The sequence below is a fragment of the Reticulibacter mediterranei genome (assembly GCF_016587455.1).
Genome location: NZ_BNJK01000001.1, coordinates 1,831,024 through 1,852,750, shown reverse-complemented (window position 1 = coordinate 1,852,750; position 21,727 = coordinate 1,831,024). Strand labels below are relative to the sequence as shown.

Sequence of the window (21,727 nt, the reverse complement as noted above, 5' to 3'; positions counted from 1 at the left end):
TGGGAGGAGTTTTATGATGCAATGGCAAATACCGCAAAATAATAGTGCTGAAGAGATAGATGAACACGATATGCCAACCGAGCCGATCTCCTATGAGGCTGTATCGCCATCCGCGCCGACCGTTTCTCAGGAAGCGAATCCATCTTATAGTGAGATGGTTCCCACTCCCCAGCCTTTGGAACAGCCTTTTCCCCGGCAATATATCCCATTCATGCCCGCTCAAATAGCAACTCCACCAGCACCAGGAGGCGCGTATCCAGTTTTCCCACCATCAGGAGTAGCACCAGGACAAAAGAAAGGGAAGCGACCAGGTGGTGAAACTCCTGATGGTGAAATGGGTCTGCCACCAAAGAATGCTCATTCAGCCCCTACAACTCGTCGTAGTTCTGCTCCAGCACTTGTAAGATTGTTTTTCATAGCTGTTCGGCTATTATTGCTTGTGCAGTTTGTGCTGTCAATTTTACATTCACTACTACATTGGCAAGATAATGCGCTCTGGGTGAGTGTTGTATATATACTCAGTCCGGTGTTTATCTGGCCTGTACGTATACTTATTCAACAGATACCCTTGCCCTTTTCCCTCTGGCCGGAACTCTATACCTTGCTGGCTATTGTCTTCTACAGTGTCCTCTCGCGCATTCTGGTTCGTCTTGCAAGATGGATCACGCGTTACCGTTAATATTGGTAATTGCATCTTTCCCAGGAGTACTATCGTGCTTTGAGAGGCTGGATGTGTTAGTCTTTGCCAAACTCGTCTAACACATCCAGGCTGTTGATAAAATCGCGGTACGCATCCAGATTGTCTTGTTCCTGGTCTCGCTCTCGCTTTGGCTCAGGTTTTGCTCTAGGTGACTGTTGTTGTTCTTCGCCTTGTTCTAGAGTCACTCCCGCACGTTCTAGAACGCTTTCTTCAACAAAGATAGGCGTTTTGGCGCGTACGGCAAGGGCAATTGCATCGCTTGGGCGAGAGTCAATTTCAACATGCCTACCATCCACATCCAGGATGAGACGTGCATAGAAAATTTCATCGATGAGGTCTGAGATCACAATGCTGACCAGCTTTGCCCCCAGTTCGCCGATGACATTTTTGAGCAGGTCGTGCGTGAGTGGTCGGGGAGAAGTTGTCCCTTGAAGTTCGACGGCAATAGCATATGCCTCTGCATGCGCTATCCATATAAACAGATAGCGCTCTTGCTTCGTAGCTTTCAAGATGACCACCCGCTGCTGCGTAGCCAGGTTTATTCGCACGCTTTCAACCGTCATCTCTACCATAGTTTTTCTGACTCTCTCTTTCGTGCCGGTGTCCGTCGAAAATCTTATGCCACTATTGTACACCTATCCGAGTACCCGGCGCAAATCTCAAATGGATTTTTTGTCCTGACTCAGCATACTTCCTACGTCTGTTTCTCGACTTTCAAGAGTATAACAAAATGAATTTGTGATTCCAAGACTGTCTATTTTATACCAATATGAAGAAAAAATATTCGGAAAATTCGTTCAATAAAAGACTTGTGTTGGCTGTGCTAGTATGGTATGATTGCCTTGAATAGCCGTTCTAGTAATGGGTGGTGTGGATTTGTATGTAACCGTCTTGAGAAAGGCAGGGAAACGTTTTATGTCATTAGAGCAAGCCAGCGATATACAACGCCGGATGTACGATTTTATCGTCAGCTATATGAGAAGCGAAGGCATGCCCCCCACAAACCGTGAGATTGGGCGCGAGATGCAAATCGCCAGTACAGGACATGTCGATTATCATCTGACGATGCTAGAGAAAAAAGGGCTAATTGCTCGCCAACCCAAAAAGAGTCGCGGGATTAAACTGACCAAACCTGTTACCCGCTCTGGTATTCCTGTCATGGGTGCTATTGCCGCCGGCGAGCCTCTCGATATCTTCCCCGATACAACTCAAACCATCGAGTTGGGAAGCGATCTGGTGGAGAGCGAGAATACATATGCTCTTATCGTTAAGGGCCGTTCCATGATCGATGATCATATCTGCGATGGCGATTATGTGGTCATTAAGCCACAATCCACCTGTCAGAATGGCGATATCGTCGTTGCGGTTCATATGCAGGATGGCGTAAATGGTAGCGCTACTTTAAAGCGTTTCTTCCAGGAAAAGGATCACGACCGGGTTCGTCTCCAGCCTGCAAACTCTGAATTGGAACCCATTTTGATCCCCAAGAGCGTCTGGGATCGTGAGTGGCAGGTGCAGGGGAAAGTCGTAGCTATTTTCCGTCAGTGTGGTTCGGCCGCCTAGCAATCAGGTTTCTCACTCAGGTCGCTGGCTCAGGCTGTTCAACTTGCTCGATTGCTTCTGGTTGATGACACTGATGGTAGGAAAATAGTACCAGGGTGTTTCATGTTGATTTATGCTGATCCACGTATGATGGCAGCGGTGTGCAGGCAGTGGCAATTTGCTTACTGCCTCTATTTATCCATTTTTGCTGTTGCCTCTATTTTGTGTTTATAGCCTTCATCTCTAACTCTTCCTCTTGTTCTCTCGTTTAAAGTCTGGTATACTCTAGCAAGAGTACTTCATGACAGTGAGGTACTATTGATCTTTGGTGCCATGGATGGTCGTGGAAGTTCAGAAAGGACGCCCGGTTCTATGAAGGCTGTTGCCGCAGCACTGGTTCTCATTGCAGGTGCAGCAGTGGTTCTTTGGTATGGTAATACCCTCAATTCGTGGGTGCTCGGTGGATTGATCGGTGGGTTGGCCGCTTTGCTTCTTAGTATTCCCATTTCCTTGACGCTGTTTTCATACCTTTCTCGTCGCCATGATGAGCGGCTCAAAGCTGAAGCAGAAGAGGTCAGTCGCAGATCTGTGTACGACACTCCAACAAGATCTTCAAGGATGGTGAGGCGAATATATGAGGCGCAAGGGTATGCTCTTGCAGAAGGTCAATCCTTGAGCGATGAGGAATATGAGGCGTATTATCAGCAGCATGATTATCGTCATGTGCCAACTGCTCATCATCTTCCTGCCCCTTCGTCTCAACGTCTTCCTGTACAAAGTCACTATGCCAACCACTTGCCGATGGCGCAGCGCAGCATACACGCACCAATCGCAAGGCCATCCACGCGGCAAATATCCGATGATGTTCCTGAAATGGAACAAAAGGAACCGGTGAACAAGCGAGCGACCACACGCCGCATGTATTATCCAGGTGTTCCTGGGTACGTTCCTGGACATAATAAACACCGTTCGCAGGCTCTACGGACTGCGCGCTTGGAAGCTGCCCAGCATCAAGATGATGATGTCGATGTTGTACCTTCTCATTTCTCGCGACCATTATCTTCCTCTCGACGGGCGAGTCGTCCCCTTGCTAGTCAGACGGATCGTTTGCAGCCGCAGCGGGTAGATGAGGAAGCTCGATTGCGACCTCGTTCCCGGCGCACTGTCGATTCTGTACCGCCACAAGGTGCTTCGCCTCGTTCTCTGCCTCCAGCTGGGGGAAGTGCCGCTCATTATGGGTCATCGCTATCAGCGGAACCTCATACTGATCATTTACTAGCACATTATTATCAACAAACCGATCTGATCGCACAGGAGCTTGAAGAGCAGGATTTGCCGATAGGAGGAGATTCCTCCCTCAGCGTGACAACCGGCAATTTCACCCATCCTCTCGTGCGTCGTGCCCCTTACTTATATGATGATGATGACTTGCGCCAGGAATTGGCGCAACAGATCGATGGTCCCGTAGTTCGCCGTTCCTCACGTTTTGAAACCCATGAGCAGGGCGACGACCATGATGTCTACAAATAGGAAAGAAGAGCCTGATAAGCTGCGCTTAATGTACTAGTGATTATAGCCTCTTTTCGCAAAGTGTGTTAGTATTGGACAAACATGTCAGTATGCGAAGGAGGCTTTCTTTGTTAGGACAGATAACTACAATCTTAGAACATCTTATTACAAACCTGTATGTTTCTACTGGACTATTAGGCATTGTGTTGGCAATGGCGATAGAAAGCTGTTGCATTCCTCTCCCCAGTGAAATTGTGATGCCTCTGGCTGGCATTATGCTCTATCAAAACAAAATTTTACCTGGTACGAATCCGATTTTAGGTTTGATTCTGGTGGCGCTGGCGGGTGCTGCGGGATGTCTGGTCGGTTCAACGGCCGCTTATTGGATCGGTTATAAAGGTGGGCGACCATTGATGCTTAAATACGGTCGCTACGTACTGATCTCTCAGCACGATGCTGACCTTGCTGATAAGTTCTTTCAGCGTTGGGGAAGTGCAACTGCTTTCTTTTCTCGCCTCCTTCCGGTTGTACGCACTTACATCTCCATCCCTGCTGGCATTTCAAAAATGCCTTTTGTCAAATTTTGCATTTATACCTTTCTTGGCTCTTTTCCTTTCTGTCTGCTTTTAGCTTATGTTGGAACAGTTCTTGGTAATAACCTCGATAAACTTGGGAATGTATTTCATGGTTTAGATGTTGTCGTTGTTATTGGTCTGGTGGTTTTGATTGCTCTCTACATCTGGCATCATGTACGCAGCGACCGCAAGGCGCGTGCAGCGCATGCAACGCAGAATGGGAAAGAGGGACAGTCAGCTCAGAATTCTGCACCTGCTTCTCCGTCGCAGCAGCAGTGGGGACAGCAACAGTTCTCACAGTTTAATGCTCAGCAGACCACTCAATCGCAGCAACCAATGGGGCAGCCTCAGCCGCAACAGCAGTGGGGACAGCAAGCGCCACAATGGGGACAGCCACCTCAGCAGCAACCATCCCAACTTCAGCAAATGCAGCAGGGTTGGGGGCAGCAGCCGTCACAGCAACAATGGCAACAGCCGCAACAGCAACCATCTCAGTTTCAACCGAGGCAGAATTGGAACCAGCAACCAGCGCAGCAGCAGTGGCCGCAACAACAGCCGCAGCCATCGCCGTTTCCGCCCGGTCAGCAAGGCCAACAGCAACAATGGGGCCAGCAGCCACCTCAGTCGCCACCATTTCAGCAGGGTTGGGGACAACAGTAGAAAAATTCGCAAAAAGAGTATTGCTCAACTTTAGTTGTCTGGCTAGATGGAAGAGCCTCGCTGAATATTGAGTAGGTGAATAGTGCTGTCATATGCATTATTCACCTACTTTTTGTTTTTAAATAAAACTATCGGACCGAGCTTATACTAAGCAGGGATCACTGTACAAAGTAGATATTTCCCCACTCATCAGGAGGAATGATGCTGATGGGATAGATTAGGTAGTCCTGGAGTTTTGGATTCACCACAAAGTTCTGCTCTACCTGAAACAGAGGAATCCAGCTCACGTCGTTCACCAGCTTTACTTCAGCATCGTTGTATTGCTGAATGCGTTGTTGCGGATTGAGATTCGAGTCCGCCGTCGCCAGCTCAGCCTGCACAGCTTGTTGTTCAGTAGCATTACCACTATTGTTCTGCCCGTAGTTCATATTGTTGAATGTGGCACCTTTGCCGAAGATAATACTTAGCCATTGCTCTGGGTCGGCCGTGCCACCATAGCTGAGGAACCACATTTGCAGCGGCCCTGGGTGCCCTGTACTATCTGTCATCTGTTGTATCAGGGTATTTACCTCCATCACACTAGAGTGTACTGTGATACCTAGCATCGTTTGCCAGCGCTGAGCAAGCACACTTATGAGATTGGTCGTATCGCTATCGAGCATAAAGTAGCTCAGGGTGATCGGGGGTATCTGGCTAATGCTACTGTAGCCGTCTTCTTGCATGCCCTCTTGCAGCAGTTGTTTTGCCTTTGTCGCGTCACCCTGCGTACTGGAGACTCCAGCAGGCCCGGTCAACGCTTCATTGAAGCCTGGCATCCCGTCCGGCATATTGCCATCCTGCTTGATGGTGAAAGTGCCATAACCGGGGTGTTTGTACTCGCCTGTGTAGGCACCCAACGCATGTGAGAGCGGCGCATCAGGCACACATTTCACCTCGTTTTCCTGATTCATCTTCTCCAACTGCTCCTTGAGTTCGGTATCTCTGGTCTGAAAACGTTTAGACCAGTCTACCTCGCTCAAACCAAGCAGGCGATCACAAACATTGAACAGCACAACCTCAGCGGCAAAGTTGCCATCCAGATTTGTAAGCACGACGATACCGATATGATCATCGGGCAGGAAACCAACCAGTGCGCTGAACCCATCAATATTGCCTCCATGTTGCACCATCGTATGGCCGCGATAGGAAGAGACAAACCAGCCCATTCCGTAGGTCCAATGGAAGGTCTCCTCGTATTTGGTATAGAGTGTTGGTAGGGCGGGACACACACTCTGAGGTGTGATAAGCTGGTCGAACTGTACTTCCGAGACAAGGCGCTGCTCGTCATCCTCACTTTTGCTATTCTTGCCCTTATTCAAGAGGCAGCATAACCACTTCGCCATATCGTCTACGCTGGAATTAATCGACCCGGCAGGTCCAACTGCCTGAAAACGGTCATAAAAGGCTATTTGGCGTACCTGGTCATTGATTTTGCGGTAGGGGAGAGCGAAATCGGCTGTTTGCTGAGAGTCTAGCACAGAGAAATTCGTGTTCGTCATGCCCAACGGCATTAGAAAACGCTGATACACAAATTCTTCCCATGTCTGATCAGTAATCACCTCGATAAGATAACCTGCTGCCATATACATCATGTTTTGATACTGCCAGGTTGTGCGCAAATCGCATGTTGGCTCGAAATGTCGCAAACGGTCAAACAGGTCTTTCCGTGAGATTGTCGAGTGATACCACGCTGTATCATGGCGTGGCAACCCGGAACTATGGATGAGTAAGTCCTTCGGCGTTAGATGCTCGGTTGCTACTGCATCGTAGAGCTTAAAAGTAGGTATATAGTGTTTGACGGGGGTGTTCCAATCCAGTTTCCCCTCATCCACCAGCGCAGCCAGGGCCATCGCCGTGAACGCCTTAGAGGAAGAACCAATAGCAAACAGCGTTTGAGAGGTCACACCCCGGTCCTCTGCTACATTGCGCCTGCCAAAGCCCTGCGATAGCAGCACCTCGCTATCCTTCACAATGGCCAATGCCAGACCAGGTACGTTGGTATCGTGCATCACTGCTTGAATAAATTCGTTCAACCCATCTAATTGTCTATTGTTGTTCTTTTGCACCATCATGCTCCTTCATAAGAGGGGAAGTATCCTTTATGTGCAGTGTACCTTTTAGCTTAGGGGAGAGCATCTATCAAAAGTTACAGCGGGAGGTATAATTCTGAAGAGGTCTCTAGAGGAGATGCAATGCTCTGGCTCGTGCTACAGCTTGCATGCGGTTATTGACCGACAATTTGCGGTAGATGCTATTGATATGAGCTTTGACGGTGCCTGTAACGACCACCAACTCTTTTGCAATCTCCCGATTCTTACGTCCAGCGGCCACCAACCGCAAGACCTCGCGCTCGCGGTTGCTCAGAGGTTCGAGAAGCGTATATGCTTCTCGGTCGGTCATCGGCTTGATGCGAGAGGTAGATTGTGGGAAAGTAGCCAGCAGCTTGCGCACATAGGTAAGATTGATAGGGCATTCGTGGGATTTGCAAGCTTTGTAGCGGTCCCGTACTCGTCGCAGCAGTTTGAGCATTGGGTCGCCTTTGACCACGAAGACGCGGATATAGCGTCCCGGCTCGGCCAGTAAAAGCGCACGTTCCAGTACAGCCAGCGCACCTTCCAGATCCTCCAGGAAATAATATACAAGTGCCTGGTAGATCAGCGTTCCTATCAGCGTCTTTGTCCTGCCACTGCTTTCGGCGACCTGCCGAAGATGTTCTAATAAGATCATTGCCTGCTGCATATACAACTTATCAGCATAGGTTCTGCCAGCATCGATGAGCGTTCGCACCTGCACAAAATATTCGATCTCATTACGAGGCACTATGTCGTTCTCGGGGGAAGGCATATGATTCTGCATCCACACGAGCGCATCGTCCAGGCGTCCCTGCTCTAGAGAAATCTGCGCACGCAGTGCCGCCACGATACTGATTCCTCCTGTGGAGTCCTGAGATTTATCCCTGGATCTCCTTCTAAAAGTCACAAAAAACTTTTTTTATATCGTTCGCGTTGTATATATTGTTAAGTGTGTATGGAAGATTCGTTGATAGAGGTAATAGCTGAGGAAGGAGCCAGTATTATGATCGAACTGTTGGTTGAGAGTGTACGTATCAACTTGAAGACGCAGCAACGTGTGGTCGTTCTCAAGGCGCTTGATCAAGAGCGCTACATCTTCATATGGATAGCACATGCCGAAGCCTATGCCATCGCCGTCCACTTACAAAAAACAAGCTCGCCTCGTCCTCTGACACATGATGTGATGAAAAATCTCATTGAGAGTATGGGGGGCAGAGTGCTACGAGTAACGATTTCAGACCTTGTTGATGAGATCTTCTATAGTCAGATTGCTCTGGATGTAGAGGGCAAGGAAATAGAGGTTGACGCACGTCCCAGCGATGCTATAGCACTTGCCGTACGTGTAAATTCCCCCATCTTTGTAGCAGAGCAGGTGATGGAGCGATGCGGCATAGATCCGAAAAATACTACTTCTGCATCTTCAGCGGAGTCGGAGAAAGCGGAGCAGAGGCAAGCAGATGTGGATACTGATGTAGTAGGCGCAGAAGCAACAGATGTGACAATGTTGAAAGAGCGATTGTCTCAGGTGGAAGATGAGTTGAGGAAGGCGCAGGCACGCCTTGCAGAGTTGGAGAGTCAATAAAAAATTATCATGAATGGGATAGTTGCATGATACGACCCAAGATCGAGGTAAGTACAAAAAGAGGGTTTAGGAAAGCTAGGATAGAGGTTTTATAGATGTCATGCTGTTTTGAATGTCAAAATGGATGTCAATAGTTCAGCTTGGTTGGTTGTGGATAAAAAGGTGAGTGACATAAACAAAGGCGAGAAGCGAAGGTCACAAACCCGCTTCTCGCCTTTGTGATGGTGGAGATGAGGGAGAGTTGAACTCCCTCAATGCACTTTTTATTGCTTTCTGCGTTCGCTTCTCATCTTTTTCGATGTGCCCCACAAGCCCCACGAGGAATATCGAGAACTATATTTTTGTTCGTAGCCGTTCTTATGCAACCGTCGAAAATCGCGGGTACTGCTGCCTCCGTTGCTGCCCAAAAAAGGGAAAAAAGTGCAGATCTTTTTCGCTTCTTTGGAAAATTATAAACAAATGCCTCCCTATTCCGTGGTGTGAGAAATCACTCTACTTCTATAGAGATATAGATTGAAGTTGTTCTCTACATGTGAAAAGTGCCTGAAGGCGAGCAAGGTTCTGTTGAGTGACCACCTTGAGGGAGTGTTTGCCTTGTGAGGGTGAATTATTTCGCAGAGTTCATATCGTTTTACAGACCCAGCTATGGAACCTCACTAGGTTGATCGGGATTGAATTGAAGATGGTCGTCGATGATTGCCCCTCTCGCTTGATATACTTTCAGTTGTGTTGCAGTTAAGCCCTTCACGCCCTTCAAATTAGCATTTTGTAACTCCTTTGCCCTATGAAGATGAGTACCATGAAGATCTGCGTCACAAAAGACTGTACCACTAAGATCTGTCCTCCAGATGTTTACTTCGCTGAGATCTGCTTCGCTGAGATCTGCTTCGCTGAGATCCGCCATTCTGAGATTTGCTCTGGTCAGGTCAGCATAAAAAAGTTTAGCCCCGTTGAGATTAGCGCTGCTGAGATTAGCGCTGCTGAGATTAGCATGACTAAGTGTAGCCCCGCAGAGATTGGCATGACTAAGATCCGCCCCGATGAGATTAGCATGACTAAGATTGGTGTAACTAAGATCAGCTCCACAGAGAAGTGCGCCTTCGAGACTGGTGTCAATAAGATCTGCACCTCTCAGGCTTGCACGGATGAGATTTACTTCATGAAGATCCGCTTCAGTAAGGTTTGCCAACCTTAAATATGCAGATGGCATCCATGCTTTATGTAAATCTGCCTTTACAAGGTATGCTGCATCTAGCTGAATTCGGGTTGCGTCTAAAGCTTGAGAAGCCTGATTCAGCCAATCATGGGCGAGAGGGTATGACTTTTTAAAGGCAGTAATCAATGCCAAGCTCAGCGGTGTAAGGGGTTCTGGGACATGAGGATCGGCGTGCCGAAGCCGTAAATGAGCAACAGTGAGGTCGAATGCTTGGGTATAAAACCGTTCATTGCCTTCATCTTTACGGAGAAATGTGTGAAGCAAGATGGCAGATCCAACTTGTGTTGCCTCATTGTCACTCCCTAACCCCTCAACAACTTTTTGGAAGCGAGCTTCTGCTTGTTTTTCTCGTTCAGTTTTACGATCCTCTAACCAGCGTTGTTGTTCCTCATCTCTCTTCTCTCTTTCGGCCTTGCGATCCTCCAGCCAGCGTTGTTGTTCTTCTTCCTGTTTTTCTCTTTCAGACTGTTTATCAACTAAACGTTGGTTCTCTAATTCCCTTTGCTTCTCGTGTTCAACGCGCTGACCAATAATGTAACGCCACGTACCTCCAATGAGAGTGAGAACACCTATTAAGACAGTAAGTGGTGTTGCCAGACTCGTCCAAGTAGACCACGTATTCTGAATACGCACTTGCTCAACCTGCGCTGCTAATTGCTCTTTCTGCAAGGATACCATTGTTGCGTCAGCAGTTGGTGTATCTTGAACCATTCCTGTTCTTGCAAGATGAGATGAGTTTGCAGAGGCTATTTCATGGGCAGAAGCTCTAATGGTGGGTAGCCAGATTATGAGGAACGCTAGGGGAATAAAACAGACACACACAATCATTGCTCGCTTTGTCAGGGTTTGCCAATCCATAGTTCTCTTCACCACTTTCTCTATGGTAACATGCATACAGTCTCGATCCGAGCAAAAATCAGTAATCCTCTCACCACTATAAACGTGTTCATTTCAACAAATTTAAAAAAGGCATGTCAAGCGAGATGGTCTTGAGTAGGGCAATTCGAGTCTGGTTTCCTGATAGCGACTTAGGTGGTAAGAGCCACACGTCAAAGGTGTGTGGCTCTTACCACGACTTTTACAAAAAACGCTGCTTCTATGCTTCTGATAAAGATATGTTGAGAAAATGATAAGTTCTTGATAAGTTCATCCTTATTGCTTGCTAACCTTCTCATGTGTGCTGTAAGGCCGTTCTATGTCTATCTGTTCACTTGATGCCTTGTTATTTCGCTTCTTTTCCAGTTCAGCTATACTATCGTTCACATATTTCTTAACTCAACGTGCTTCTCTTGTTGTGCCGGGAGAGGTTCATAAGCTCCTAGAGATTGAAGAATATTCTAGAGTAGAACGAATGATGGTGATGGACATGGATTTTATCGAAGTACTACAAAATATTTCATCGAAGATTAGCAAGCAGAAAGATCTCATTCAGACGGAAGAAGCTACCAAGAACGCCTTTGTTATGCCGTTTATAGCAGCACTAGGATATGATGTTTTCGACCCGACAGAGGTGATCCCCGAATTTACTGCGGATGTTGGCATTAAAAAGGGTGAAAAAGTGGATTATGCCATCAAACAGAATGGAAAAATCATCATGCTGTTTGAGTGTAAATGCTGTAATGGCTCATTGGATGAGAGTCATGCCTCACAGCTGTACAGATATTTTTCTGTCACCGAAGCACGTATTGCAGTGCTGACGGATGGCATCATCTATCGGTTCTATACGGATATCGAGCAACCAAATAAAATGGACCCGAAGCCTTTCATGGAATTCAATATGCTCGATATTCAGGAATCTCTGGTCATCGAACTGAAACGATTGACAAAACAGGCGTTCAATCTTGAAGCAATTCTGACTGTCGCCAGCGAACTAAAATATACACGGGAAATCAAACATATCCTCAATGAGCAACTTAATGCCCCTTCAGAAGAGTTTGTCAAGTTTTTAGCGGCTCAAGTTTATTCTGGCAAGTTAACTAGTGCAGTTCGGGAACAGTTTACGGGTATCACGAAAAGAGCCTTTGCTCAATTTATTAATGAACGGATCACTGAGCGCTTGCGCTCTGTTATGGACGAGCCAGCTTCCTCAACAGAAACAACTGATGATAATCACCTGGACGGTAATCAAAATGGAATGATATCCCCTGCGAACGAAAGCAGGATCGTGACGACTGAGGAGGAACTTCAGGGCTACCATATCGTGAAGGCTATCGTCTGTGCCGTGGTCGATGCAGAAAGAATCAGTTATCGCGATACTCAGAGCTATTTTGGGATTTTATGTGACGATAACAATCGAAAACCTATCTGTCGTTTGCACTTCAATGGCAAGCAGAAATATATAGGTCTCATGAATACCGAGAAAAATGAAGAACGTATTCCTCTTGCCAATCTGAACGATATCTACAGGCTGGCTGATCGGCTCAAAGCAACTGCTGGAGCGTATAGTAAATAATAGAGTCTTGTAGTGACTCTCTGATGAAAGATGTATTACAGAACGAAACAAGCTCATATTAGCGTAAGTGTTGCTGATCTAGAGCTTGTTTCGGTCAATTTTAGGATGTAGTAAAGGCCTTTCTCGTTAGGAGATCAAGAACACAGCCTCCAGGCTCCAAACTAATAGTTGTGTAACGGTGAGCCAGTGTAATCAAAATGATACTATTTTTGTCTGCTTCAAGACAGACGAGAGGCGAGCTTGCGCCTCTCTAAGGAGGGGTGGATACTTTATTTGACACCTTACTTACGTGTCGAATTTGAGCAAAAATCCGCTCTTCGTCACCTTCCCACATAGACTTTCCCATCCGTTTTTTGCGAAATGAGTACGAGAAAAACGAGCCCTTACACCCCATCACAAGCCAACTGAGATAATGTCGCTCTGCTACTCAAAAGCACATATCCAGCCCCATTTCAGAAATTGCATTTTGCTACAATGCAAGCAAGCTAAGAAGACGTCTTTATTTGAATTGCGAGACGTCCTAAAATTGTAGGGAAGACGTCTTGACAACAAGGAAAAGATGTCTTATATTTTGAAAAAGCGTTCTTGTAGTATGTTTTGTGCATTCTTATGAAAGAAATGAGATTTCCATGAAAGTACAATTTCCAGCTATGCGAGGTGTCATTGGAAAACAAGAATATTACTCGACCCTAATGGCGCTCTCGGAGATTCCACGTTTTTTCAAGTTCAACGATTGGGACCAGGTTGATCCAGCTGCGCGTGCTCAGCGCGTGCTTAATGTCGCACGCATCCCAGAGATTACACGGTATATCCTTGATAATGACGAGGGCTATATCTTCTCCTCCATTACAGTCTCCTACTCCTGCCCGGCCACCTTCATTCCAAGTGAGCAGAACGAGCAGATGGGCCTGCTTGAAATGGATCTGGAGGATATGCAGTTCATTATTAATGATGGACAACATCGCTCTGCTGCCATTACTCAAGCACTCAAGCAAAAACCAGAACTGGGCAAAGAACGCATTAGTGTCTTGCTATTCCCGACTGGAGATCTTGATCGTCTCCAACAGATGTTCTTGGATCTCAACCGCTTCGTGAATAAGACCTCAAAACCTATGAACGTGTTGTATGATCATCGTGATCCTCTTTCAGCCCTCAACATCCAGGTCGCTAATCAGGTTCCGGTGTTTCAGGAGATGGTCGATATGGAAAAGGCCTCCATTCCCTTGCGTTCTCCCCAACTCCTGACTCTCTCGGCCCTTTACGATGCCAATAGCGAACTGTTGGGATCGCCCATTGAACATCCAGATTCCAAATTGTTTAAAGACAAGGTAAGCAGGGCTATTGCCTACTGGACGGAAGTGGCGAAGGCCATCCCCGATTGGCAGAAGGTCAAAGATGGAGAGCTTGCCGCTCCAGCGCTGCGCCAGGAGAAGATCTGTACGCATGCTATCATTTTGCGTGCTCTTGGAGGAGTTGGCAACACGCTGTTTGCGCGTCATCCCAATGACTGGGACAGAAAGATCCAGGCGCTCTCTAATCTGGATTGGCGAAAATCAATTGATGGGCAGGTCAATCCTCTGTGGGATAATGTGTGCATCGTCGCTGGTTCTGTGGTTTCCCATCGCCAAGCCCGCGTTGCCACCCTGGCCGTTTTGAAAAATGCTCTTGACCTTCCTTTGGGCAATCAAGAGAGGGTGATCTTTTCTAATCTTCCCAAAAGGTCTGGGAGCAATGGAACTCGTCCAGCCAAAGCATCCGCTACTATCGATCCCGTATCATGATCCTCTACAGTGGGAATTAACCTGATAACGCAAGGAGCATATCGCGTGACTGACTACCTGGACCTTTTTAAGCAGCTGATGTTTGCTGAGACTGAAGATGGTGTTGAAGACATTCTTCGAGAATGTGGTTACCTCACTGACAATTTAGACGTTTGGCTTCCCTTTGGTGGCACGGAGAACAATTTTGCTACCATTGGAAACCAGCAGAGCGATGCGACGGGAGCACTCGTCGAAAAAATGATTAATTCCATTGATGCTATGTTGATGGCAGCTTGCTATCAGCGAGGAATTGACCCGAAGGGACCAGAGGCTCCCCAATCAATGGCTGAGGCGACCGCTCGCTTCTTCCGTGTGCGCGATGGACACCTGGGTCGCCTCAGTCGTGAGGAGCTGCGAGCGCTTGCCGAGGAGATCCAAATCGTTGCTGTTGGTGGCAAAAAGAATCCCTGTTACCTCATTGTTGATAAGGGCGAAGGACAAACCCCTGCGATGTTTCCGCAAACGTTTCTTTCCTTGATGCGAACAAATAAAATTGATATCCCTTTTGTCCAGGGCAAATTTAATGCTGGCGGAACAGGGGTACTGCAATTCTGTGGTCAAAAGAATTACCAACTTATTGTCTCCCGCAGACATCCTGGCTGCCCTACTCACCAGGACGATCAGACGCGCGATCTCTGGGGTTTTACCCTTGTCCGGCGCTTACTGCCATCGGGAGGACGCCGTAGTTCGATGTATGTCTACCTTGCTCCAGGCGGTCGGGTTCCCTCTTTTAGGGCAGATACCATCAGTGTATTGCCGGGGAAATCGGCAGGAATCAATAAGCCAGATGCCTCCTATGTGGCTGACCTGCCGTACGGAACTTGCATTAAGCTCTATAACTATCGTTGGAGAGGCTCTGGCATGGCAACTCTGGATGGGCGCTATGATTTGGAGCAATTTCTCCTCTCTTGCTGTCTTCCCTTTCGCATCACAGAGACACGTGAATATCGTGCCAATTACTATAGTGCAACCGTTACAGGAGGGTGGAATCGTGCCACTGCGGAGACGGACGAAGGCGAAAGCAGGCATCTAGAAGATGGATTTCCCGCTTATGGGGAATTGAACTTGGGAGAAATTGGGGTGCTTCCCTATCAGATGGCTGTCTTCACCAAACCAATCAAAAAAGAGCGTTTCCCCCACGGCATCTGCTTCGTCATTAATGGGCAGGTGCATGGAAGCTTCTCTCCAGAGTTTGTCAAAAGCCGTCTCAAGTTTGACTACTTGACAGACAAATATGGTGCACTGCTAGTTCTAGTTGATTGCACTGCCATGAATGAAAAGGTCCGTGAAGATTTCTTCATGGCCTCACGCGACCGCTTTCGACGTAATGAAGTGTATCGTGAGATCGAACACACGCTAATAGATGAACTTCAAAATCATCCTGGCCTACAGACGCTGAATCAGCAGCGGCGCAAAGCAGAAGTGGAACAGCAACAAAGCGAAGAAGGACCTGCGGAGGTGTTCCAGCAGTTGCTCAAAGCTGATCCTACACTTGCTGCTGTGTTTTCGCCTGGTGATCGTCTCTCGACGACGACCGGTCCAAATCCCTCTCCAACTCCTTTCGTTGGGCGCAAGTTCCCCAATTTTTTCCGTCTGAAGAGTCCAAAAGAAGGAGGGACGAAAGGGTGCCCGCTCAACCGCACCTGTCGGGTCGAATTTGAGACTGATGTGGTGAATGACTACTTCAAGCGTGCTGATAGCCCAGGGAACATTGTAATAGATCCACCGAACTTGATAGAGGGGGGAAGTCACCTGTGGAACGGTCGCTTTGAGGCACACTTCCGTGTTCCTTGGGACGCAGAGGTTGGGACGCTCATACCTGTCACAGTCAGCGTCAGCGATGTGATGCATCCCAATCCCTTTGTTTGTCACTTTCAACTGCGTGCAGATCCTGAAGTCATGGAAGACCAGCCCTCAGGTTCCTCTTCCCGTAGCGCACAGAGACCATCACCTAATGGTCGTACTAGCCGGGTGGTCCTCTCTACTCCTAAATTTAGAGAGGTACGGAAGTCCGAATGGGAAAAGTACAGTCCTCCTTTTACCCCCTACGAATCGATTCGTATCAAGAACGATGGACAAGGAGGCTACGACTATCTAGTCAATATCGATAGTGCCTTTCTAGTGAGAGAACTTAAGCAGCCGAAAGAGAATGAAGGGCAACCGGTCAAACTATGGTTCATTTGGGGGCTGATCCTAGCTGCTATGGGCATGCTCAACCACGATCAGCGTCTTGTGCGTGAACGAGCCAAATTGGGCAAGCAGGACGACGACCTAACTCCTTCAGAAGAGGGAGATCGCGATCTTTTAGAACAGGTCAATCTCGCCTGTAATGGCTTGGCTGAAACGCTCATTCCAGTGACCAGGCTGTATCGCAATTTGCGAGAAAACAGCGAGTAGAGAAGTGGGCGTTGACGGTCTCGGCTGACTCCTCTACTCGTGCTCGGCAACTCAACGACGCCGATGAAGTAGCAACACTTCGTGAGAGGAAGGCGTGTTTCCTTGATACGTAGCATACCAGCGGCGGAGCGGAACTCTCCGCCATATCCGTCCAGTGTGTTCATCTTCGATCAGATGAGCACACTCTTCAAAACCTGCTCGTTCCATAGCAACAAGATAGCGTGGAAGCTGCGTATCGATGTGGGAAAAGGCCAGTAATTGCACTACGAACGCTTCTTCTGCAACTACCTGATATAAACGGGCAAAAGAGGCTTCAATAGTTCTGAAATAGTTATCGAGTCCTGTGGGAGTTCGACTCCCCATCATGTAATATGCCTCTCCGTGTCCATCGAGTTGATCAGTGATCCAGTAAGGCGTTGTGATCTCTCTGCGGCTCTTGATTTGCCATCGGTGGTACAGCACGTGTACACTCGGATAGGGAGGGGAAGTGACAATCAGAGTAGGTTTTTGCTTAATACTGAGTTCCCAGAGTGCCGGTTGAAGATTCTGCGCCGGAACATTCAAGCATATTATCTGCGGACGGACACCGTGAGAAGTAGTGTCAAGCATCGATCGCAATTCCTCTAGCCCCTTGAGCATGAGATTGACAGTCTCGACGAATTGCTCACGAAATAGTGGTGCTGATGGAAAGGTGGTGGTACAATCAAGTGCTGATTGACTCGTTCGCAGCAAGGCACATCGGGCTAATTGACGTTGTCCAGATGTCGAGAGGTGACTTATCTCCGCACGAATCGCGGCGATGATCTGCCGAAGTGACCTGGGAATGCCACGTTGTGAAGGGTCGTCGGCTGGAGGAAGAGGCGGGATTACAGATCGTTGTGGCCCAGAAAGCCGAAGATACGTGCCAATAGAGGCGGCCCAGTGAGCAACCTCGTCACATTCAAGAGAACTGAGGGGAGTGGTTTTCACCTGAGCAAGGAAGTGAGCCAGCGTATTGATATCCGATCCAATCGCATGACGGTCTGAGATGAGTGCTTCTACCAAGCTTGTCCCACTTCCCATAAAGGGATCAAGAATGACATCTCCAGGTTGAGAAAACTCAGTAATAGCGGCGCGTACAAATGCAGGCGAGAAGCGCGCAGGATATTTGTAAAACGTATGGGTAAGACCCTGGGTCGGTGCAGTATTTCGCATAGCATCGACTAAGGCTTCTGCCCTTGGTCGCGCATTAGTGTCCCCCATAGTTCCTCCAGGTAAGTGTTGAAAGGCGATTAAATGTATAAGTCCGATACTGGAAGAAAGCAAAGGCGTGTAGAAGCATGGTGTTTGTTGCAAACATTGATCTCTACACCAATCTGCATTTAGGGAGGGCGGAAGCGCAAGTGCTCAAGCAACGCGGGATTTTGCTTGAGTTGTTTAACTCGCTCTAGCTCTTCTCGCGAGATATAGAGGCTACGATCTCGGATGTGAAAGGATCGCGTTTCAACGCCGAGATGCTTGAGGTAGCGACGAAGCGTGACGCGAGTAATGCCAAGCTCAGTTTCGGCAAACTTGAGTGTTACAAATTCAGGTGGACCAGGGGAGGTATTTGGTTCCTGCTCCATAACATCTCCTCGACCTGCACTTCTGATGAACAATAGTTGACACAGAGCACATTATACGAATACGAGGAAATATTGTTGAATCGATTATAGCGTACCAGAAAAATAACAATAAATCAATATTCTGATACGGATCTGATAGCTGTATGATAGTTCTCATAGATCTTTTACAACAAGACCTCACAGAACAGAAATAAGTATCGATTTTGTGTCCTGAAAACTAGGAGATACCGAATTAAGTACCTTAATGGCTTTCCCATTAGCTTGTGGAGTTGCTTTACGGATTCTGCCAAATCTTGCTAGAAATGCCAAGTAACCTTCTAATTTACAGCTGATCTGGTTCATCGTCATCCAGGTCCGGCGTAGGTGGCATGGTTGATGTAGATGTGGTCAATAGCGTTGGTTTTGGCAGTGGCAAAGCTAATGAAGAAGTGGGGATGTTCTCTTGCTCAGGCTTCTGCTTCTTGTTGGGAAGAGTCTTGCTCCCATTTCGTGATTTTTGCGTATTGCCAGATGGGGTGTTTTGTTGGGGGTTAGATGCAGCATCGTTCAACGACTTCTTATCTGCATTCGTCGTGTTTCTCTTCTTTTGAGTCTGTTGTTCCCGTCGGCGCTGCAACTCTTCTTGGCGGCGAATCTCGCCCCATCCTTCACGGACCTGTTCAGTATCGAGCGGAACTTGGATAGTTTGAACCTGTTGCGTATGCCCTCTATAGCTCCAGAAGGCTTGTCCGGTTTCCTGCTGAATCACTGCGTCGGATGGGATTTTCCAGTCGCGCGTGGTGCGAAGATGTTTGCGAGGAAACCCTTCTTCATCCTCTGACCAGGATGTTTCCAGTCGAAACTTTTTTCCTACCCGTTCGATAATGGACATAGGATTGGTGCAGGCATGCAGAATGTAAGTACTACAGGAGTCTAAAATACGGCTGGCATATTCCTCTGGACCAAGTGCTGAGTAACCTTGTGCCGCAATGACTAGGCTCCCACCAAAGGAGCGAGCTTGCTCAAAGAGGAGACTGGTCTCTTCTCGCAGGTGCAGCGCCCCAAATTCGTCGATCACAAACAGCGTCTTTGTGCCAGGATGACGACGTTCAGCCACATAATGCATGAAATCAGCAACCAGAAATCTACCCAGACGTGGTGCTTCATCACGCAGGACGAAGCCACGCACACGCAAGTACGCTGCATCGACATTGCAATAGTCCAGGGTTCCATCGAGCTGTCCCTGCATAGCTCGGAAGAACACCTGATAGCGCATCTCGACTTGCTGCAATAGTTTTTTGTCTAGGTTTAGGACTCGCTGATACTGGCGTGGATCGTTCTGGTAGATTGCTTTGAGCCTCTCAAATTGCAAGTTTGCCAGGAAATGGCGGCTCGTGCGCGGTGTGGTTGGTGCAGAAAGTGCCAGATCCACTACATTAGCGGCTACGTCGCCGTAGTAGGCACTTTCACTCAGGTCGATGACCGAAAGAAGTCGGTTCTTTAGGGCCACGACATCGCCTTTCCATCCGTCGAGATGGAGCGACGGAAAGACTTTCACATTGTGTGCGCCAGCGGCTGTCATGGCGGCGACAAATCGTGCGGCATTATCCTCTGCCTGTTCTTCTTCTCGTTTCGTTTCACCTTTGGCGTCCAGATAGATCACCTGGAGCTTGTACGCTTTTCGTGCCCCGTAACAGATGCGGAAGACGGTTTCAGTTTTTCCACTCCCAGAGGTGCCCAAGATGGTGCTGTGAAGCCGAAGGGCTGAGAGTGGAAAGGTGAATCGCTTATGGCGTGTCCAAAAGGGATCTCTCATTGGGATTGACCCTTGTTCTACGTCTTTGATAGGTATTCCAACCACCATTGCATCACCCACAACATCAGCAACCTGTTCTGGCTGGCGTGTGCGTTTTCTTGCCTGCTGTTGCGCTCTGGCGATGGCATGTTCTCGACGGTGCTCTTGCTGAACCAGCTGCTTGGTCGTATTGCTCGTCATGTGCGAGGTGATCTCGAACCAGAAACCTACGAAAGGAGTACCAATCAGGGTATGGAGCCAAAGCGGCCATGTCTCGGCCCATAACAACGCTATGGGCCAATGTGCCAGGTCCTCTTGATGGTGCTCTACTGCCAGGATATAGTCTGTGAACACTTTTGTGAGCATGCCTTGTAAACCGTGTTGGTAGTGCTGGTACAACAGAAAAGCACTTGGCAAGAGCAGCAGAAACCAGAGAAAAAAGCTCAAGCGCCAGTGCAGGCGCGATGAGATAGTACGTTGTGCCACGAAACCGATGAGGAGTGCTGGGAGACCAGTGAGACACAGTGCCACGACGAACAATGCACACAGCACTACCCACCATGAATCATGGCCCCCTGCGTTGTGATTTTTACGATGTTCTGTACTCATGTCCATAGTCCTCCAGGTCATAAAGCACAAAAGGCTTCCGCATCTCAGGGGTGAAGTCTTTCTCTAGCATGTTTTTGATTTGACGCCTAGTGCTACTGGTTGTGAAGTACCAGACAGAGCGGTAGGTTACGGCCAGCTCACGCAGGTCATCGGCCAGTTCGTCGTCCGTTTTCGCATGGCACTCTACTTCTATAGCTGTCACCTTGCCGTTCATGGCGTTGGTCAGTAGTGCATCTGGTGTATGTGGTTGGCTCGTCCCTTTGACGCTAGCGGGCGTGTCCTTACGGATCTGGCGCTCCGATTTCCAATGATCATTGGGCCGTTTAGCTTCAATCGCTAGGCGTACCTGGTTGATGTAGTAGAGATGTGGCAATCGGATCGAGGAGGGTTTCCCGCTGAAGTTGAAGGAAAGCTCGATTTCCCGCATTCCAGCACGTGAGGCCCAGATCCAGAGTTTATCTCGGTGCAGGATAGCATCTTTCTCGATCAGTCCAAGAGTAAGCCATTTGTTGATGATCTCATAGGTTCGATCCAATGAAAGGTAGTCAACGCCGGGTTTGAGCTTATAGCGGTCCTCTTCTGGTGTGTGACGGAAGAGTAATCGCTGCAACTGATCCAGGCGAATCGCATATTGTAGCGTGATCCACGTTAAACATACATGATCACGTGGCATGAGTCGATGGGTTGGCGTTTTTATCTCAGATGACATCGAGTCGATACCTCCATAATAGAGCGAGGAAACATATTCTCTAAGAGCGACACACTATGATGAAACTTTCAGCCCGGCACTCCAAGTAATGTCAGTCTTTCATCTCGTAAGAAGCGAGTTGGCATAATTCTTCTGCCCTTCTTGAGTACTTGGCATGTTTACCGAAGAGAAAGAATAGCAGTAAGCGCCGATATAGAGCCAAAGAAATGGGCTTAGGGTATCGAATACAGTACCGAAAAGGAAACGGGACCATTTTATTCAATCTATGTGGACCTCAATCTCTTCCAGGCCCTTTTCCACGACTCCACAACTATATGTAAGGTTTGATTATTGTGAGCGGGCAAGCTGTATCCTGATGTCATATGTTCTGGTCTGCCCGCTCGCCACATGCAGAGTGAAAGCGGAACCGCCTACCTTGCAACTCTAGCAGACAAGTCACTAACAAAACCAGTAACAAATCGCATAAA

General features: G+C 48.1%; 16 protein-coding genes. 8 read left to right on the top strand and 8 right to left on the bottom strand.

What is annotated here, in order from left to right; translation table 11 throughout:
• The first annotated feature begins 13 nt into the window (after positions 1-13).
• Positions 14-679 (top strand): hypothetical protein, encoded by a 666-nt coding sequence (locus K3T83_RS08040; RefSeq protein ID WP_220202453.1) that lies wholly within the window; start codon positions 14-16, stop codon positions 677-679.
• A gap of 56 nt (positions 680-735) precedes the next feature.
• Here the strand turns inward: K3T83_RS08040 and K3T83_RS08035 are convergent, their stop codons facing one another.
• Positions 736-1,272 carry a bifunctional nuclease family protein gene (locus tag K3T83_RS08035; RefSeq protein ID WP_220202452.1) on the bottom strand — a complete coding sequence of 179 codons (537 nt, stop codon included), beginning with the start codon at positions 1,270-1,272 and terminating at the stop codon, positions 736-738.
• A gap of 343 nt (positions 1,273-1,615) precedes the next feature.
• On the opposite strand from K3T83_RS08035, the gene lexA reads away from it, so the two are divergent.
• The 3 genes from lexA to K3T83_RS08020 all read left to right on the top strand — a co-directional run bounded on the left by lexA (position 1,616) and on the right by K3T83_RS08020 (position 4,986).
• Positions 1,616-2,263 carry a transcriptional repressor LexA gene (gene lexA / locus K3T83_RS08030; protein WP_220202451.1) on the top strand — a complete coding sequence of 216 codons (648 nt, stop codon included), beginning with the start codon at positions 1,616-1,618 and terminating at the stop codon, positions 2,261-2,263.
• A 351-nt stretch (positions 2,264-2,614) separates the two neighbouring features.
• Complete coding sequence (locus tag K3T83_RS08025; RefSeq protein ID WP_220202450.1) at positions 2,615-3,772, top strand: hypothetical protein; 1,158 nt, start codon at positions 2,615-2,617, stop codon at positions 3,770-3,772.
• A gap of 107 nt (positions 3,773-3,879) precedes the next feature.
• The gene (locus K3T83_RS08020; protein WP_236064847.1) at positions 3,880-4,986 is read left to right on the top strand and encodes a DedA family protein; all 1,107 of its coding nucleotides are present in this window, start codon (positions 3,880-3,882) and stop codon (positions 4,984-4,986) included.
• Positions 4,987-5,144: 158 nt separating this feature from the next.
• Here the strand turns inward: K3T83_RS08020 and K3T83_RS08015 are convergent, their stop codons facing one another.
• Positions 5,145-7,097, bottom strand: coding sequence for a serine hydrolase (locus K3T83_RS08015; protein WP_220202448.1), 1,953 nt, complete (start codon positions 7,095-7,097; stop codon positions 5,145-5,147).
• Positions 7,098-7,203: 106 nt separating this feature from the next.
• A complete protein-coding gene (locus K3T83_RS08010) occupies positions 7,204-7,944 on the bottom strand; it encodes a LuxR C-terminal-related transcriptional regulator (RefSeq protein WP_220202447.1) in 741 nt (246 codons plus the stop codon).
• A 156-nt stretch (positions 7,945-8,100) separates the two neighbouring features.
• On the opposite strand from K3T83_RS08010, the gene K3T83_RS08005 reads away from it, so the two are divergent.
• Positions 8,101-8,679 (top strand): bifunctional nuclease family protein, encoded by a 579-nt coding sequence (locus K3T83_RS08005; RefSeq protein ID WP_220202446.1) that lies wholly within the window; start codon positions 8,101-8,103, stop codon positions 8,677-8,679.
• Positions 8,680-9,322: 643 nt separating this feature from the next.
• Here K3T83_RS08005 and K3T83_RS08000 read toward each other — a convergent pair.
• Positions 9,323-10,753 carry a pentapeptide repeat-containing protein gene (locus tag K3T83_RS08000; RefSeq protein ID WP_220202445.1) on the bottom strand — a complete coding sequence of 477 codons (1,431 nt, stop codon included), beginning with the start codon at positions 10,751-10,753 and terminating at the stop codon, positions 9,323-9,325.
• 508 nt (positions 10,754-11,261) lie between these two features.
• Between K3T83_RS08000 and K3T83_RS07995 the strand changes: the two genes are divergently transcribed.
• From K3T83_RS07995 to K3T83_RS07985, 3 genes are all read left to right on the top strand, one after another.
• Positions 11,262-12,347, top strand: a complete 1,086-nt coding sequence (locus K3T83_RS07995; protein WP_373324591.1) for a type I restriction endonuclease — start codon at positions 11,262-11,264, stop codon at positions 12,345-12,347.
• A 629-nt stretch (positions 12,348-12,976) separates the two neighbouring features.
• The gene (gene dndB, locus K3T83_RS07990) at positions 12,977-14,128 is read left to right on the top strand and encodes a DNA sulfur modification protein DndB (RefSeq protein WP_220202443.1); all 1,152 of its coding nucleotides are present in this window, start codon (positions 12,977-12,979) and stop codon (positions 14,126-14,128) included.
• A 45-nt stretch (positions 14,129-14,173) separates the two neighbouring features.
• The gene (locus K3T83_RS07985) at positions 14,174-16,564 is read left to right on the top strand and encodes a hypothetical protein (RefSeq protein WP_220202442.1); all 2,391 of its coding nucleotides are present in this window, start codon (positions 14,174-14,176) and stop codon (positions 16,562-16,564) included.
• 51 nt (positions 16,565-16,615) lie between these two features.
• On the opposite strand, the gene K3T83_RS07980 is transcribed toward K3T83_RS07985, so the two are convergent.
• The 4 genes from K3T83_RS07980 to K3T83_RS07965 form a co-directional block, all read right to left on the bottom strand.
• Positions 16,616-17,758, bottom strand: coding sequence for a DNA methyltransferase (locus K3T83_RS07980; protein WP_220202441.1), 1,143 nt, complete (start codon positions 17,756-17,758; stop codon positions 16,616-16,618).
• Positions 17,759-17,925: 167 nt separating this feature from the next.
• The gene (locus K3T83_RS07975) at positions 17,926-18,168 is read right to left on the bottom strand and encodes a hypothetical protein (RefSeq protein ID WP_220202440.1); all 243 of its coding nucleotides are present in this window, start codon (positions 18,166-18,168) and stop codon (positions 17,926-17,928) included.
• Positions 18,169-18,490: 322 nt separating this feature from the next.
• Entirely contained in the window at positions 18,491-20,551 is a 2,061-nt protein-coding gene (locus K3T83_RS07970; protein WP_220202439.1) for a type IV secretory system conjugative DNA transfer family protein, read from the bottom strand.
• Positions 20,532-21,260 (bottom strand): hypothetical protein, encoded by a 729-nt coding sequence (locus K3T83_RS07965; RefSeq protein ID WP_220202438.1) that lies wholly within the window; start codon positions 21,258-21,260, stop codon positions 20,532-20,534. The genes K3T83_RS07970 and K3T83_RS07965 overlap by 20 nt, the downstream gene beginning before the upstream one ends.
• Between the last annotated feature and the right edge of the window lie 467 nt (positions 21,261-21,727).

What these genes read in the sequence shown, in the direction of transcription:
- K3T83_RS08040 (WP_220202453.1), top strand. Translation starts at nt 14, where the DNA reads ATGATGCAATGGCAAATACCGCAAAATAATAGTGCTGAAGAGATAGAT.
- K3T83_RS08035 (WP_220202452.1), bottom strand. Translation starts at nt 1,272, where the DNA reads ATGGTAGAGATGACGGTTGAAAGCGTGCGAATAAACCTGGCTACGCAG.
- lexA (WP_220202451.1), top strand. Translation starts at nt 1,616, where the DNA reads ATGTCATTAGAGCAAGCCAGCGATATACAACGCCGGATGTACGATTTT.
- K3T83_RS08025 (WP_220202450.1), top strand. Translation starts at nt 2,615, where the DNA reads ATGAAGGCTGTTGCCGCAGCACTGGTTCTCATTGCAGGTGCAGCAGTG.
- K3T83_RS08015 (WP_220202448.1), bottom strand. Translation starts at nt 7,097, where the DNA reads ATGATGGTGCAAAAGAACAACAATAGACAATTAGATGGGTTGAACGAA.
- K3T83_RS08005 (WP_220202446.1), top strand. Translation starts at nt 8,101, where the DNA reads ATGATCGAACTGTTGGTTGAGAGTGTACGTATCAACTTGAAGACGCAG.
- K3T83_RS08000 (WP_220202445.1), bottom strand. Translation starts at nt 10,753, where the DNA reads ATGGATTGGCAAACCCTGACAAAGCGAGCAATGATTGTGTGTGTCTGT.
- K3T83_RS07995 (WP_373324591.1), top strand. Translation starts at nt 11,262, where the DNA reads ATGGATTTTATCGAAGTACTACAAAATATTTCATCGAAGATTAGCAAG.
- dndB (WP_220202443.1), top strand. Translation starts at nt 12,977, where the DNA reads ATGAAAGTACAATTTCCAGCTATGCGAGGTGTCATTGGAAAACAAGAA.
- K3T83_RS07980 (WP_220202441.1), bottom strand. Translation starts at nt 17,758, where the DNA reads ATGCGAAATACTGCACCGACCCAGGGTCTTACCCATACGTTTTACAAA.
- K3T83_RS07975 (WP_220202440.1), bottom strand. Translation starts at nt 18,168, where the DNA reads ATGGAGCAGGAACCAAATACCTCCCCTGGTCCACCTGAATTTGTAACA.
- K3T83_RS07970 (WP_220202439.1), bottom strand. Translation starts at nt 20,551, where the DNA reads ATGAGTACAGAACATCGTAAAAATCACAACGCAGGGGGCCATGATTCA.
- K3T83_RS07965 (WP_220202438.1), bottom strand. Translation starts at nt 21,260, where the DNA reads ATGTCATCTGAGATAAAAACGCCAACCCATCGACTCATGCCACGTGAT.